This is a genomic window from Sphingomonas sp. CCH9-E2 (assembly GCF_001557215.1).
In the GTDB taxonomy this organism is placed as follows: Bacteria; Pseudomonadota; Alphaproteobacteria; order Sphingomonadales; family Sphingomonadaceae; genus Sphingomonas.
In genome coordinates this window covers 12,569-28,394 of record NZ_LSJM01000366.1, presented here as the reverse complement: position 1 = coordinate 28,394, position 15,826 = coordinate 12,569, and the positions used below count along the sequence as shown (strand labels likewise).

Below are 15,826 nucleotides of genomic sequence, written 5' to 3'. Positions count from 1 at the left end.
CCCATATCATGCTACCGCTGGGTGGCCGGGTGGGGGAGCGGGCCGGTGCCGCCCTTGCAAAGGCAAGAAAATGACCAGCTACAAGCACTTGTTCCAGCGCTCGATCGCCGCTGCCCCCGACCGGCTGCACTTCGCCGCGCACAGCCACCATCTCTGGCCCGACGCCTCGTTTATCGGCCACCAAGCGGCATGGCAGGACGCCGCGCGGCTCGCGGACCGCAAATGGGACCGGGTGATGGGTGAGATCTGGCCCGCCGCGCAGGCGCATGTGGCCGCCGAACTCGGCCTGCCCGACCCGGCATCGGTGGTGTTCGCCGGCAACACCCACGACCTGATCCTGCGCATCGTCTCAGCTCGCAACGAGCGCCCCTTGCGCATTCTCGCCAGCGATGGCGAGTTCCACAGCTTCCGCCGTCAGGCGCAGCGCTGGATCGAAAGCGGCCGCATCACGCTCGACACAGTAGCGCGCGGACCCGATTTCGACGCGCGCTTCCTTGCCGCGGCGCGTGGCGGCGATCACGACCTGCTCTTCGTCAGCCAGGTGATGTTCGAAACCGGCGCGGTGTTCGGTGCCACCGCCGAACTCGCCGCACTCGCCGATCCCGATGGCCCGTGGGTGGTGGTCGACGGCTATCACGGCTTCATGGCGATGGAGACCGACCTGTCGGCGGTCGCCGACCGCATCTTCTACACCGCCGGCGGCTATAAATACGCCATGGCCGGTGAAGGCGTCGCCTTCCTTCATTGTCCGCCGGGCTTCGGCCTGCGCCCAGAAATCACCGGCTGGTACGCCGAATTCGCGGATCTCGAAGCTCCGCCCCCGGGGCAAATCGGCTATGCTGCCGATGCGATGCGCTTCATGGGATCGACCTTCGACCCCAGCGGTATCTACCGCTTCGTCGCCGTCCGCGACATGCTGAGCGAAGAAGGACTGACCACCGCCGCGATCAACGCCCATATCGCGCCGCTCCGCGAACAGCTCCTTGGCAGCCTGGCCGGAGCGCCACTCGCCAACGCCGATCTGCTCAACCCCGGCGGCGATCCGCGCGCCCGTTTCCTCGCATTGCGGTCACCGCATGCGGCAACATGGAAGGAAGCGCTGATGGATCAGGACATCATCACCGATGTGCGCGGCGATGTGTTGAGGATCGGCTTCGGCCTCTACCACGACGCCCGGGATGTCGAGCGGCTAGTCGCCACCCTGCGCGATCTTGGCGACGCCTAGCCGCGGAATCTCGATCGCCGGGCAGCGGTCCATTACCACCTGAAGCCCAGCGGCCTCGGCCCGCGCGGCGGCGTCTTCGTTGATCACGCCAAGCTGCATCCACACCGCCTTGGCCCCGACCGCAATCGCCTCGTCCACCGCCTCGCCAGCAGCCAAAGGACGCCGGAAAATGTCGACGATGTCGATCGGCTCCCCGATCTGCGCCAGCTCGCGAAACACGAACTCGCCGTGGACATGCTCGCCGGTGATTTGCGGATTGACCGGGATGACGCGATAGCCATGCTCCTGCAGCATCGCCATCACCCGATAGCTCGGGCGATCCGGCCGATCGCTCGCCCCGACCAGCGCAATGGTCCGCGCCCCGTCCAGCAGCGCCTTGATCTCCGCGTCATCGGTCAGGGGCATGGTTTAGCCTTTCTGGGTGTCGAGCCAGGCAAGCACCTTCCCGGCCACTTCAGCAAACGCCGCGCCATCGACCCCGTTCCCGGCAGCCGGGGGCGTCCCCGCATCCGACGCGGTGCGAATCGCGATGTCGAGCGGAATGCGGCCGAGGAACGGCACGCCCAACCGCTCCGCCGCCGCCTCCGCCCCACCCTTGCCGAACGGGTCCGACACCTCGCCGCAATGCGGACAGGCATAGCCGGCCATATTCTCGACGATCCCGATCACCGGAATCCCCGCCTTGGCGAACAGGTCGATCGCGCGCGTCGCGTCGATCAGCGCCAAATCCTGCGGCGTCGAAACGATCACCGCGCCCGCCGGGCGGTGCTTCTGGATCATCGTCAGCTGCACGTCGCCGGTTCCGGGCGGCAAATCGAGTACCAAAGTATCCGCCGCGCCCCAGTTCGCGTCCACCAGCTGGGTCAGCGCGCCCGCCGCCATCGGCCCGCGCCATGCAATCGCCTGCCCCTCTTCGACCAACCCGCCCATCGACAGCAGCGGCACACCATAAGCGGTGGCAAGCGGCACCAGCTTCTTGTCATGCGCCACGGGCTTGCGCCCCTCGACCCCCATCAGCTTGGGCTGCGACGGGCCATAGATATCGGCATCGACCAGCCCGACCTTCCGCCCCGCGCGCGCCAGCGCAATGGCGAGATTGGCGGAGACGGTGGACTTGCCCACCCCGCCCTTGCCGCTCGCCACCGCGATCAGGCGGCGCGTAACCCGCTGCGCAGTCCGCGCGATTCGCACCTCATCGATCCCCGGCACGCTGGCGGCTGCGCGCAGATCGGCCTCGAGCGCGTCCTGCGCCGCTTCGGGCAGGCCGGTGACGTCGAGGATGATGCTGGCACGCGCGCCCTCGACGCGCACGGTGGCGCGCCCGGCGGCGATGGGGGCAAGGATGGCTTGCAATTCGGTCTGATCGATCATGCCGCGGCACATAAGACGGCTTTCGATCGCTGCCACTGTAAATCCGCCGCGCGGTCCCTATAAAGGCTGATATGGCGAGACTGAACGGCTGGGTCGCGCGCGTTGCCGGAATGGGCGGCGTGCTGTGGAATGAGAACAAGGGCCCTTGGGGCGGCGGGAGCGGAAGCGACGACGGCAAGGGCGGCGCGGACGGCGGCAATGGCGGCGGCCCACGCAATCCCTGGGCATTTCCGCCCGAGGGCAAACGCGGCGGCAAATCCAATGTCAGCAGCCTCGACGATTTCCTGAAGCGCGCGCGTAAGGGCGGTGGCGGCGGAAGCGGCGGCGGTGGTCGCGGCGGTCTGCCCACCGGCATGCCGAGCCGCCGGATCGTGCTGGTCGCGACCGGGCTGCTCGTGCTCGCCTGGATCGCCTTTACCAGCATCCATGTCATCACCCCCGAACAGCGCGGCGTGGTGAAGATGCTCGGTCGTTATGCCTACACGATGGAGCCGGGCATCGGCATGACCATGCCGGCCCCGATCGCGACGGTGGAAAAGGTCAACGTTCAGAAGATCACCAATGAGGATTTCCCGCAGGGCAATGGCGAGAATTTGATGCTGACCCAGGATCAGAACATCGTCGACTTGGCCTATGCGGTCCGCTGGGACATCGCCAATCCGGAAGATTTCGTCTTCCAGATCGCCGAGCCGACCACGACCGTCCGCGCGACGGCGGAAAGCGCGATGCGCGCCGCGGTCGCCGGCGTCACGCTCAACGAGGCGATCGGCCCGGGCCGTACCGTGATCGAGGCGCGCGTGCAGCAGACGATGCAGGCGATCCTAGACGAATATAATTCGGGCGTCCGCGTGCGCGGCGTGTCGATCAAGAATGCGTCAGCCCCCGCCGCCGTGGATGAGGCCTTCAAGCAGGTCACCGCTGCGCAACAGGCGGCCGAGGGCGACCGCAACCAGGCACGGGCCTATGCCCAGCAGACGCTTGCACGCGCGCAGGGTGCCGCGACCGAGTTCGACAAAATCTATGAGCAGTACAAGCTGGCCCCCGAAGTCACCCGCCGCCGTATCTATTATGAAACCATGGAGGCGGTGCTGGCCAAGTCGAACAAGACCGTGATCGAGACGCGCGGCGTGACGCCGTATCTTCCGCTCCCGGCGGCGCGCGGTAACCCCGCCCAGCCGCAGGTCCAGCAAGGTCAGCAGGCGCAACCTGCCCAGCAAGCCCAGCAGCAGGGAGGCGCACAGTGAACGCCATCGTGACTCGCCCCGTCCTGTACGGCGGGCTCGCCCTCGCCTTGCTGTTCGTCCTGCTCAACACCGTGTTCGTGGTGGACGAAACCAAGCAGGCGGTGATCCTGCAGCTCGAACAGCCGGTTCGCACGATCAACCAGTATCAGCCGGGGGAGCAGTTCGGCCGCAACACCGGCGCCGGGATCAAGGTCAAAGTCCCGTTCATCCAGCGCGTCGTCTGGGTCGACAAGCGCGTGCTCGACATCGAGCTGGAGAATCAGCCGGTGCTGTCGACCGATCAGCTGCGGCTCGAGGTCGACGCCTTTGCCCGCTTCCGCGTCGTCGATCCGCTGCGCATGGTGGTGACGGCCGGGACCGAGCGTCGCGTCGCCGACCAGCTTCAGCCCTTGTTCGGCTCCGCCCTGCGCGCGGAACTGGGCAAGCGCACCTTTGCCTCGCTGCTCAGCCCGGAGCGGACGGCGGTGATGGACAATATCCAGGCCGGTTTGCAGCGTTACGCCAGCCAATATGGCGTCGAGATCGTCGATGTCCGCATCAAGCAGGCCAACCTTCCCGAAGGCAGCCCGCTCCAATCGGCGCTCAACCGCATGGCCACCGCCCGCCAGCAGGAGGCGACGACGATCCGCGCCAACGGTCAGAAGGACGCCACCGTCATCCGCGCAGAGGCCGATGCACAGGCAGCGCAAATCTATGCCGCGGCGTTTAACAAAGACCCGCAATTCTATGATTTCTGGCGCGCGATGCAGTCCTACAAGACGACTTTCCTCAGCTCGGACGCGACGGGCGAAACGTCGATCATCCTGTCGCCGGACAATGACTATCTGCGCGAGTTCCGGGGCCAGGGCCGTTAACGGCCCCGGCTGCGGCGTGTCAGAAACGAACCGGACCCCAACGGCTGTCGGTTCGTTCATATTCAATCGCCGTTCAGCTATTTCAGGCGAGTAATACACCCATGACCGACACGCTGCCCGGCAAGGGCTTCAACTCCAAGGGCAAGATGACCAAAGGAACCACTCCCGTGCGCTATGCCTATGCGATCACTTCGGCACTTCTGATCGGCGGCGCGAGCGCGGCGCTGGTGCTGCAGAACCCGGCCGGCGCGCAGACCGCGCAGAACGAACCCGGTGCGATCCAGGCCGCCGTTCCCCGCGCCGGTGCGCCGATGAGCTTCGCCGACATGGTCGCAAAGCTCCAGCCCGCCGTGGTCAACATCTCGACGACGCAGCGGGTGCAGGTCCAGACCAACCCGTTTGCCGGCACCCCGTTTGGCGACCTGTTCGGCGGGCAGCAGGGCGGCGGTGGCCGTCCGGTCACGCGTCAGGCCGAATCGCTCGGCTCGGGCTTCCTGATCTCGGCCGATGGCTATGTCGTCACGAATAATCACGTGATTTCGGCGGGCCAGCGCGGCGCGGTGGTCGAATCGATCAAGGTGACGCTGGCCGACCGCCGCGAATATACCGCGAAGCTGGTCGGCCGCGATCCCGCCACCGACCTCGCCGTGCTCAAGATCGAAGGCACCAACCTGCCCTTCGTGAAGTTCGGCGATTCGGATCGCGCGCGCGCCGGTGATTGGGTGGTCGCGATCGGCAATCCGTTCGGTCTGGGCGGCTCCGTGACTGCCGGCATCATCTCCGCGCTGCACCGCGCGACCGGTCAAGGCGGCCCGCTCGACCGGTTCATCCAGACCGATGCCTCGATCAACCGCGGCAATTCGGGCGGCCCGTTGTTCGACCTCAACGGCAACGTCATCGGCATCAACTCGCAGATCCTGTCGCCGACCGGCGGCAATGTCGGCATCGGCTTCGCCATCCCCTCGTCGGAGGCCAAGCCGATCATCGACACGCTGATGAAGGGCAGCAGCGTCGAGCGCGGCTATCTCGGAGTCGGCATCCAGCCGCTGACCGACGATCTCGCCAAGTCGTTCGGCGTGCCAAAGGGCCGGGGCGAACTGATCAGCCGCGTCGAGCCGGGCGAGGCCGCAGCCAAGGCCGGGATCAAGCAGGGCGATGTCATCGTCAAGATCGACGGCAAGGACGTGACCCCCGACCAGACCCTTTCCTACTTGGCTGCCAATGTCCGACCGGGCAGCCGCATCGCGGTCGAACTGATCCGCGACGGCAAGCCGATGACGGTGCAGGTCACGGTGGGCAAGCGTCCGCCCGAAGAACAGCTCGGCGGCTTCGATCCCGATGCCGATGAAGGCGCACCGGGCGGTGATGAGGCGACGCAGGGTCCGGCATCGCTGGGCATCAGCGTCACCGCGCTGACCCCGCAGATCGCACGCACCATCGGCGTCGATCCCGCCACCAAGGGCGTTGTGATCGTCGGGGTCGATCCAGCGAGCGACGCGGCACAGAAGCAGCTGACCCGTGGTCTTGTCATCACCTCGGTCAACCGCCAGCCGATCGAGACCCCGGCCGACTTCACCCGACTGGTCAACGCGGCCAAGGCGTCGGGCGCGGATTCGGTCGTGCTCTACATCATGGCGCGCGGCGGTGTCGGCACCTTCCGTTCGGTCGAATTCGCCCGCTGATAGGGGCTGGCTTCGACACGCATTCTCCCTAATGCTGTGCTCCTCACCATCGGGAGCGCAGCATGTCGGGTGAAGTCGATCTGTTCATTGGCCTGGGCGGTGGCGAGCGGCAGGCGCTCGTGCTCAAACGGGCCAATCGTCATGGCCTGATCGCCGGGGCCACCGGCACCGGCAAGACCGTGACGCTGCAGGGCCTCGCCGAAAGCTTCAGCCGCGCCGGCGTGCCGGTCTTCGCCGCCGATGTAAAGGGCGACCTGTCGGGCATGGCGATGGCCGGATCGCCAACCGCCAAGACCCATGAAATCTTCAGCAAGCGCGCCGCCGAGATCGGCGAGAGCGACTGGTCCTATGCCGCCGCCCCGGTGCAATTCTGGGATCTTTTCGCGGAACAGGGCCATCCCGTTCGCACCACCGTGTCGGAAATGGGACCGCTGCTGCTCGCGCGGTTGCTCGGCCTCAACGACACGCAGGAAGGCGTGCTCGCCATCGCCTTTCAGGTCGCCGACGATGACGGCCTGCTGCTGCTCGACCTTGACGACCTCCAGTCGATGCTCGCCGCGTGCAGCGAACGCGCCGACGAGCTGAGCGCACGCTACGGCAATGTCGCCAAGACCAGCGTCGGCGCGATCCAGCGGCAATTGCTCCAGCTGCGCAGCCAGGGCGGCGAGCATTTCTTCGGCGAACCGGCGCTGTCGATTCAGGATTTCATCAAGACCGACGATAACGGCCATGGCGTGGTCAACATCCTCGCCGCCGACAAGCTGATGGCCTCACCTCGGCTCTACGCCACCTTCCTGTTGTGGCTGCTTTCGGAGCTGTTCGAATCGCTCCCCGAAGTCGGCGACCCCGACAAGCCCAAGCTCGTCTTCTTCTTCGACGAGGCGCATCTGCTGTTCGAGGAGGCGCCCAAGGCGCTGCTCGACAAGGTCGAACAGGTCGTTCGTCTGATCCGGTCAAAGGGCGTCGGTGTCTATTTCGTGACGCAAAACCCGATCGACATTCCCGAGGATGTCGCTGGCCAGCTCGGCAACCGCATACAGCATGCCCTGCGTGCCTTCACCCCGCGCGAGCAAAAGGCGATCAAGGCCGCCGCGGAGACTTTCCGCGCCAATCCCGACCTGAACGTCGAAACCGCGATCACCGAGCTGAAGGTCGGCGAGGCTTTGGTATCGGTGCTGATGGCCGATGGCGCGCCTTCCCCGGTCCAGCGCACCCTGATCAAGCCCCCGCGCGGCCGCGTCGGACCGGTCACGCCGGAAGAGCGCAAGATCCTGATCGAAACCGATCTGGTCGGCACGAAATATGACGCGCGCGTCGATCGCGAGTCCGCCGAGGAGCTGCTCACCGCCAAGGCGACCGAGGCCTCCGCCGCCGCTGCGGAAGCCAAGGCGCAGGACGAAGCCGAAAAGGCCGCGCTCGCCCAGGCCAAGGAAGACGCCCGCGCCGCCAAGGAAGCCGAACGCCAGCGCCTCGCCGCGCAGCGTGAAGCCGACCGTCAGGCACGGCTGGAAGAAGCCGCCCGCCGCAAGGCCGAGCGTGAGGCGGCGAACAACCCTTGGAACCGCGCGGTCAAATCCGCCACCCAGTCCGCATCCTCCGCCGCAGGCCGCGCGGTCGCGGGCGAGGTGTCCAAGGCGATCTTCGGCAAGAAATCCGGCGTCGGCGCCAGCGTCGTCGGCGGCATCGTCCGCGGAATTCTCGGAGGGCTGTTCAAGGGGCGCTGAGGTCTGCGCACAGATGAAGGGGGAGACGATCATGAAGCGACTGTACTGGTTGCCCGCATTGCTCGCCGCGACGATGCCCGTTCCGGCATTGGCGCAGGCTGTCGAGACCGACAGCGCGAATTTCGTCGCGCCCGCCGACTGGACGCGGAGCAGCAGACCCCAGGTTAGCGAGATCAGGGCCCCGGAGGGCGATGTCGCGCTGGCACTGGTCGACGTCGGCGCGGCGGCGGATGCGGCAGCAGCGGTCGCGCAAGCCTGGAAGCGTTATGACCCGGCCTTCGCACGCAAGGTGCAGTTGATCACCAAAGCGGCCGGGCGTGAGGGCTGGGACGATATCTGGATCGTCGATTACGAGGTTTCGCCCGACGAAAAGCTGGTCCTGTTCGCCAACGCCTATCGCAAGGGTGCGGGATGGACCGTGCTGCTGGCGCGTGGACCGGAAGCGACGTTCGGCAAGCGGTCGGGCCAGCTTCGTGCGTTCGCCGACAGCATCCGGCCCAAGGGCGTTGTGGCGGAGAACTTCGCCGGAAAGGCTTCACTCCCGCTGGACGCTGCGCGACGCGAGCAGCTCAAGCAATTCTGGCGCGACGGGATGAAGGCCTATGGCGTACCCGGAATGGCCTATGCCTTTATCGACCGCAACGGCATCGTCGAGGAAGGCGGGATCGGGGTGAAGACCGTCGGCAAGCCCGATCCGGTCACCGCGCGGACCCGGTTCATGATCGCGTCGAATACCAAGGGGATGACGACGCTGTTGCTCGCCCGACTGGTCGAGTCCGGCAAGTTCAAATGGGACGATCCGGTGATCTCGGTCGATCCGACCTTCAAGCTCGGCGACCCCGAGACGCTGCGCCAGATCCGCATGCGCCATCTGGTCTGCGCCTGCACCGGGATGCCGCGCCAGGACATGGAATGGGTCATGACCGGCGATCTGCAGACGCCACCCGCGCAGGTGTTCGACCTGCTCGCGCCGATGAAGCCGACCAGCAAGTTCGGCGAGGTGTATCAGTACAGCAACCTGCTCTCCTCCGCCGCCGGATATATCGCGGGCAAGGTCCTGTATCCGCAGATTGAAATCGGTGCCGCCTATGACCGCGCCATGCACGGCTATGTCTTCGCCGCTCGGCATGAAGGACACGACGTTCAGCCGGGCGGAGGCGGAACGCGGTGATCATGCCGATCCGCATCAGATGTGGTTCGATCAAAACACCCGCGTCGGGACGCTCGACAAGAGCGACAGCATCTATTTCGCGCGTCCCGCGGGCGGAGCCTGGTCGACCGCGCACGACCTCGCGCTCTATGCCCTCAATGAATTGCGGCTCGGTGTCCTCCCTGACGGCAGGCGGTTCGTCGGCGAGGAGGCGTTGCTCAGCCGGAGGCTTCAGGGGATGCAGACCGGCGAAGCCACCAGCTACGGCATGGGGCTTGAAACCACGAGCCGCTGGGGCGTGCCGATGGTGCATCACGGGGGCGCGATGCCGGGCTACAAGACCGATTGGATCATCCTGCCCGAAGCCGGGATCGGCGTGGTGATGCTGTTCAATGGGGATGAAGGCAGTGTTCTCTACGGGGCAACGCGTCGGCGACTGGTGGAGTTGCTTTATGGTGGGCGCCCTCAGGTCGTGGACACCATCGTCACCGGCGCGGCCGCAATGCGGACCGAGCTCGGCGATGAGGCAAAGAAGCTCTCAATCCCGGTCGATCCCGCCCTCGCCCGGCAGCTTGCGCCCCGCTATGAGAGCCCGGAACTCGGCTTCATCGCGGTCAAGCGGGGTGCGGGCGGCGACATCGTCTTCGACTTTGGCAGCTTCTCAAGCCGCATGGCCAGCAAGCGCAACCCCGACGGAAGCCACAGCCTGGTGATGATCGACCCGACGATCGCCGGCTGGCCGCTGACGACGCGCATGGAGGGACACAGCCTGCTGATCGTGATGCCCGACGCGCAGCACGAATATGTCTACCGCCCGGTGAAGTAAGGCACCCCTTACATCACCGCCAGCAGCGACTTGATCGACACGAACGCGAATGCGACCGAGCTGTCGGCGACGCCATAGGGGATGAAAATCTTGTCCCCGTGGCGGATCGCGCCGCATGAATAGACGACGTTCGGGACGTAACCCTCGCGGTCCTCGCTCGCGGCCGCCAGGATCGGCGCGCTGGTGCGTCCGATAACCTTCGACGGATCGTTCTTGTCGAGCAACGCCGCGCCGATCGAATATTTGCGCATCGCGCCGACGCCATGGGTCAGCATCAGCCAGCCTTCGTCGAGCTCGATCGGCGGGCCGCAATTGCCCATCTGGACCAGCTCCCACGGGAATTTGGGTGTGATCAGCTTCACCCCCTCGTCCCAATGGGTCAGACGGTCGGATTCGATCAGGAAGATATTCTCCCCGTCCTGCCGCCCGATCATCATGTATTTACCATTCACCTTGCGCGGGAACAGGCCCATGCCCTTGTTCCGCGCGGCGCTGCCGGTCATCGGCACTAGGTCGAATGCGCGCCAGTCGCGGGTGCGCAGCATCTCCGACTGGATTTGCGACCCGTTATAGGCGGTGTAGGTGCCCAGCCACTCCTCGCTGCCATCGTCGTGGCGGAAGTGCGTCAGGCGCATATCCTCCAGCCCGTTCGACTGGGCGCGTGTGATCGGGAACAGCAAGGTGCCCGACAGCGTCGAATCGCGGTGGCGATGCACCGTGACCTCGCCCTCCGGCACGTCATCCTCGTCGCCGAACGTGTCCGCTGCCGTGGCAAAAGGCGGCTCTGGCGCGAGCGTCAGGTCGTTGGTGTCGGTGATGATCCCCTCACGAAAGGCGACGGAGGAAATATGCCCCTCCCCCACCGCGCGCAGGCTCATCAGGATGCGTAAAGACCCCTTGGGCATCCCGGACTGGTCGTAATGCGGCACTGCGCTGGGGTTCATCAGCGCCGCCGCCGCATAGCTGTATTCGTGACAGAAATAGGCGCCGATCAGTTGGCGCTTCTCGTCCCCGATATTCGCGCCATCGAGGCCCATCTGCGCCTCGATCTCGTCATAGCGGGTCATGAATACGCGCCGCGTCTGCCAGTGGCGCGCTTCGAAGTCCTTGAGCACCGCGTCGAGCTGCCCACGCGCCTCGCCCGGCGACATGTCGAGCACGGCGCGCACCAATCGCTCCATGCGTGAGGGTGCGCCGTTCACCGATTGCCAGGCGATATGAAACGGGCGGACCACGACGCGCGACGGATCGGCGCGCAACCGCAAGGGATGGTGGTAAAGATCGATCATGCGTCCCCCGGGGCCGAACTGCGCTGAGCCGTCCGGTTTCCCTAAGCGACGGCCTGTGCCTTAACTGCCATGTTTTGCGTGCGCTGCAACAGATCGGTCATCGCGCAACTCGCCAATTGCAGCGCAAGAATCGATTCCGCCCCCTGATTGCGGTTCAATCCGCGCGGCGTCAGCCCGTCGAAGCACCCGCCATCGGCGGTGCTGGCGAGCGGCAGGTCGAGGTCGTTCTGGCCGAGATACCAGCGATAGGCCCGCTGCGCCTCATCGACCCAGCGCGCATCACCGGTCGCATGATAGGCTGCGGAACAGGCATCGATGGTCGCCTGCGCCTCCAGCGGCTGCTGGTCGAACGGCATCGGGTCGGCATAGGGACGCCCGAAACTCTCGGTCCCGATCGCGCGGAACCGCCCCTCGGGCGAGGTCTGCTGCCCCGCGATCCAGCCGAGCGTCGACAGGCCACAGGCGGTGAAGTCCGCCCGGTCGAGCGCACGCCCCGCGCGGATCAGTGCCTCGGGCAGCCGGGCATTGTCATAGGCGAGAACGATTTCGAACCATTCCCATTCCGGCCGCCGCGCCTCATCCAGCAGCGCGACCAGCTCGTCGCCAAATCGCTCCAGCAAGGTGCGCGACAGCGCGTGCCCCGGATGCGCATCCAGCATCGCCGCCGCGCCCAGCATCGCGAAGGCGCGCGCGCGCGGACTGCCGAAATCGAACGCGATCGATGCAGTCTGGTCGAATAGGATGCGGCCCCAGTCGCGATACTTTGCGTCGCGCGCTTCGGCGGCGGTAACGCCCAGCGCCCACAAGGTGCGCCCGTTCGAATCCTCCGACCCCTCGTCCTCGCACCAGCTGCGGTCGAAGCGCATGAAATTGCGGAACCGGCGCGTGTCCGGATTCCAGGCGAACTGAACGAATGCGGCGAACACGCTGGTCCAGCGATCGCGCTCGCTGTCGCCAACCGTGTCGATGCGGTGCATCAGGATCAGCGCGCGGGCATTGTCGTCGATGCAATAGCCATGGCGTCGGTCGGGCACGGCGTAGATCGAATGCTGAAACATTCCGGTGGAATCGCTCATCCGCTCGACCCCCCGAAAATCGGTCGGCAGCACGGTCGCGCGTTGCGCCGGCCCTGGAATGATGCGCGGCGGCCGCGTGTCGCGCACCTGACCCAGCAAATCTGCAACCGCCTCCGCGATCCGCGGCCAGATCATCGTCCGCCCGCGCTGATAGGCACGCTGCGCCATTGCGTCGCGCGCGCCATCATCGTCCAGCAGCGCCCCGATCGCCTGCGCGAATGCGCCGCTGTCGCCGAAGGGCACCAGCACGCCATGATCATCCGCCAGAATCTCAGTCGCGTGGACATAGGGGGTCGACACCACCGGCTTCCCCATCGCTACGGCATAAGACAGCGTCCCCGAGGTAATCTGCGCCGGATTGGGATAGGGCGTCGCGTAGATATCCGCCGCCTGCAGATAGTCGAGCAGTTCGTCCTGTTCGACAAAGGCGTTCACGAAGGCAATGTGCCGCTCGACCCCAAGCTGCGCAGCAAGTGCGTGCAGCCGGTCGCGATACGCCTCCCCTTCATGCGCGACGAGATTGGGGTGGGTCGCCCCCAACACGACGTAGAGCGCGTCCGGGTGACGCTCGACGATCGCAGGCAGCGCCCCGATGACCGTCTCGATCCCCTTGCTCGGCGCGAGCAAGCCGAACGTCAGGATCACCTGCCGCCCGTCCCAGCCAAAGCGGCCCTTCATGCTGTCGGGCGCGACATAGGCGCGGTCGGGGACGCCATGCGGGATCACCATCACCTTGCGCGGATCGACGCCATGCGCGCGGCGCAGAATGTCGCGCCCCTTTTCCGCCATCACGATCACCCGCGCGGCGCGGCGCAACAACGCCTCCATCACCCGGCGCTCGTCCGGGTTCGGTGCTTCGAGCACCGTGTGCAGCGTCGCGATCACCGGCAGCCCGCTGCGATCGAGCAAGGCCAGCAGATGATCGCCGGCCGATCCGCCATAAATGCCATATTCGTGCTGGACCCAGATCGCCTGCGCGCCCGACGCATCGATCGCGCGCGCCGCGTCGAGATAGGCGGCGCGATCGTCCTGCGGGATCGTCGCGGTCACTGCGCTGGGAAAATCATAGCTGCCCGGGCGGTCGTCCATCGCATAGATATCGACCCGCATGTCGGGAAAGCGGCTGCGCATCGCCTGAAAACTATCGGTAGTGAAGGTCGCCAGCCCGCACTTGCGGGGCAGGAAATTGCCGATCAGCGCAATATGATCGACCCGGTTTGATAACGGCGACGTTCGCGTCATCCCGAATTCCTTCGCAACAGCAACATGGATTAACCCGGAAACCGGGCCTGCAATCTCCAAACGTTATCGTGACAATATGGTTGCATCGATGCTGCATTGCAACATCGCTAAATCGTTCAAATCACCCGCGTCCGCGATATCCCGGCACGTCCTGCGCCGGAATCCATACGCCCGCAGGCTGCTCGCCCGACTGCCAGAACACGTCGATCGGGATGCCGCCGCGCGGATACCAATAGCCGCCGATGCGCAGCCATTTCGGCTTCATCTCGTCGAACAGCCGCTGGCCGATCCCGACGGTGCAATCCTCATGGTACGCGCCATGGTTGCGAAAGCTGCCCAGAAAGAGTTTGAGCGACTTGGATTCGACGATCGTGTCGCCCGGCACATAATCGATCACCAGATGCGCGAAATCGGGTGCCGCCGTGATCGGGCAGAGCGAGGTGAACTCGGGCGAGACGAAGCGGACCAGATAATCGCTTCCCGGACGCGGGTTGGGAACATAATCGAGCACCGCCTCTTCGGGCGAAGCTGGCAGCGCGCTGGTCTGGCCTAGGAATTTGGGGGTCATGGCGCGCGATGTAGGAAAGGCGTTGCGGAAATGAAACGGGGGATCGACACGCTGATACCGGTTTTGGGCGACCAGCTCTCGCCCGGCCTGTCGGCGCTGCGCGATGCCGACCCGGCAAGCAGCGTGATCCTGATGATGGAGATCGCGGAGGAAGCGACCTATGTCCGCCATCACAAGAAGAAGATCGCGTTCCTGTTCGCCGCAATGCGCCACCACGCGCTTGCGCTGGAGCAGGCCGGATGGCGGGTCGATTATGTCCGCCTTGATGGCTCCGACAACAGCGGCAGCCTGACCGGCGAAGTCGCGCGCGCGATCGAACGCCATAGCCCCGCGCGGATCGTCGCCACCGAAGCGGGCGAATGGCGCGTGCGGCACGCCATGGAGCTGTGGCCGGACAAGTTCGACGTCCCCGTGGAGATCCGCGAGGACGATCGCTTCATCGCCAGCCATGCCGAGTTCGACTCCTGGGCCGAAGGCCGCAAGCAGCTGCGCATGGAGTTCTTCTACCGCGAGATGCGGCGCAAGACCGGCCTGCTGCTCACCGAACGCGGCGAGCCGGAGGGCGGCCAGTGGAATTTCGACAAGGAAAACCGCAAACCCGCCGCGCGCGACCTGACCATGCCGCAACCACTGTCCTTCGCGCCCGACGATCTGACGCAGGAAGTGATCGCGCTGGTCGCCGACCGCTTCGCCGATCATCCCGGCACGCTCGACGGATTCGATTTCGCGGTTACGGCAGGGGATGCCGAGCGGCAGCGGGCGCATTTCCTGCGCTATGCCCTGCCGCACTTCGGCGATTATCAGGACGCGATGCTGACCGACGTGCCGTTCCTGTGGCACTCGCTCCTGTCGCCCTACATCAATTGCGGCCTGCTCGATCCGCTCGACCTGTGCCGCCGGGTCGAGGCATCCTACCGCGCCGGCCACACCCCGCTCAACGCCGCCGAGGGCTTTATCCGCCAGATCATCGGCTGGCGCGAATATGTGCGCGGCATCTACTGGCGCGAGGGGCCGGACTACACCGCGCGCAACTTCCTGAACGCGACGCGCCCGCTCCCCGGCTTCTACTGGACCGGCCAGACCGACATGCACTGCATGGCGCAGGCAATCGGCCAGACGCTGCAGAACGCCTATGCGCACCATATCCAGCGGCTGATGGTGACCGGCAATTTCGCGCTGCTGATCGGTGCCGATCCCGCCGACGTCCAGCGCTGGTATCTCGAAGTCTATGCCGATGCGTATGAATGGGTGGAGGCGCCGAACACGCTGGGGATGAGCCAGTTCGGCGATGGCGGACTGCTGGGGTCGAAACCCTATGCTTCGTCGGGCGCCTATATCGACCGCATGTCGGACTATTGCGGGCATTGCCGCTATGACGTGAAGGCGCGCACCGGCCCCAAGGCATGCCCGTTCAACGCGCTCTATTGGGACTTCCTCGTGCGCAATCGGGAGAAGCTGGGCACCAACCAGCGACTCGCCATGCCGTATCGCAACTGGGACCGGATGGACGCGGACACGCAACGCGCGCTGCGGGCACAGGCGAAAGCGTTTCTCGCCGGGCTGGATGAGGGCTAG

At 65.8% G+C, this 15,826-nt stretch carries 11 protein-coding genes and 1 pseudogene; 7 read left to right on the top strand and 5 right to left on the bottom strand.

Translation table 11 applies throughout. The features are described 5' to 3' along the window. Nucleotides 1-70 precede the first annotated feature (70 nt). On the top strand, nucleotides 71-1,225 hold the full coding sequence (locus tag AX681_RS17065; protein ID WP_066656701.1) for an aminotransferase class V-fold PLP-dependent enzyme: 1,155 nt from the start codon (nucleotides 71-73) through the stop codon (nucleotides 1,223-1,225). Here the strand turns inward: AX681_RS17065 and AX681_RS17060 are convergent. Beyond that, on the bottom strand, nucleotides 1,190-1,630 hold the full coding sequence (locus AX681_RS17060) for a CoA-binding protein (RefSeq protein WP_066656707.1): 441 nt from the start codon (nucleotides 1,628-1,630) through the stop codon (nucleotides 1,190-1,192). The two genes, AX681_RS17065 and AX681_RS17060, sit on opposite strands and share 36 nt — an antisense overlap. Before the next feature lie 3 nt (nucleotides 1,631-1,633). After that, the gene (locus AX681_RS17055; protein ID WP_066656710.1) at nucleotides 1,634-2,596 is read right to left on the bottom strand and encodes a P-loop NTPase; all 963 of its coding nucleotides are present in this window, start codon (nucleotides 2,594-2,596) and stop codon (nucleotides 1,634-1,636) included. A gap of 71 nt (nucleotides 2,597-2,667) precedes the next feature. On the opposite strand from AX681_RS17055, the gene hflK reads away from it, so the two are divergent. From hflK to AX681_RS23740, 5 genes and pseudogenes are all read left to right on the top strand, one after another. Next, nucleotides 2,668-3,840: a protease modulator HflK gene (gene hflK, locus AX681_RS17050; protein ID WP_066656708.1), complete on the top strand. Its 1,173-nt coding sequence runs from the start codon at nucleotides 2,668-2,670 to the stop codon at nucleotides 3,838-3,840. Beyond that, nucleotides 3,837-4,694, top strand: coding sequence for a protease modulator HflC (gene hflC / locus AX681_RS17045; RefSeq protein WP_066656709.1), 858 nt, complete (start codon nucleotides 3,837-3,839; stop codon nucleotides 4,692-4,694). Before hflK ends, hflC begins: the two co-directional genes overlap by 4 nt. A gap of 167 nt (nucleotides 4,695-4,861) precedes the next feature. Continuing rightward, nucleotides 4,862-6,376 (top strand): Do family serine endopeptidase, encoded by a 1,515-nt coding sequence (locus tag AX681_RS17040; RefSeq protein WP_066682531.1) that lies wholly within the window; start codon nucleotides 4,862-4,864, stop codon nucleotides 6,374-6,376. 62 nt (nucleotides 6,377-6,438) lie between these two features. Beyond that, nucleotides 6,439-8,100: a helicase HerA-like domain-containing protein gene (locus tag AX681_RS17035; protein WP_066663935.1), complete on the top strand. Its 1,662-nt coding sequence runs from the start codon at nucleotides 6,439-6,441 to the stop codon at nucleotides 8,098-8,100. Between the two features lie 13 nt (nucleotides 8,101-8,113). Continuing rightward, nucleotides 8,114-10,076 (top strand): annotated as a pseudogene (locus tag AX681_RS23740) (serine hydrolase domain-containing protein). An 8-nt stretch (nucleotides 10,077-10,084) separates the two neighbouring features. On the opposite strand, the gene AX681_RS17020 reads toward AX681_RS23740, so the two are convergent. The 3 genes from AX681_RS17020 to queF form a co-directional block, all read right to left on the bottom strand. After that, nucleotides 10,085-11,365 (bottom strand): glycoside hydrolase family 130 protein, encoded by a 1,281-nt coding sequence (locus tag AX681_RS17020; RefSeq protein WP_066682530.1) that lies wholly within the window; start codon nucleotides 11,363-11,365, stop codon nucleotides 10,085-10,087. A 41-nt stretch (nucleotides 11,366-11,406) separates the two neighbouring features. Continuing rightward, nucleotides 11,407-13,683, bottom strand: coding sequence for a glycosyltransferase family 4 protein (locus tag AX681_RS17015; protein WP_066661779.1), 2,277 nt, complete (start codon nucleotides 13,681-13,683; stop codon nucleotides 11,407-11,409). A 121-nt stretch (nucleotides 13,684-13,804) separates the two neighbouring features. After that, the gene (gene queF / locus AX681_RS17010; protein ID WP_066661776.1) at nucleotides 13,805-14,251 is read right to left on the bottom strand and encodes a preQ(1) synthase; all 447 of its coding nucleotides are present in this window, start codon (nucleotides 14,249-14,251) and stop codon (nucleotides 13,805-13,807) included. A gap of 30 nt (nucleotides 14,252-14,281) precedes the next feature. On the opposite strand from queF, the gene AX681_RS17005 reads away from it, so the two are divergent. Then, nucleotides 14,282-15,826: a cryptochrome/photolyase family protein gene (locus AX681_RS17005; RefSeq protein ID WP_066661771.1), complete on the top strand. Its 1,545-nt coding sequence runs from the start codon at nucleotides 14,282-14,284 to the stop codon at nucleotides 15,824-15,826.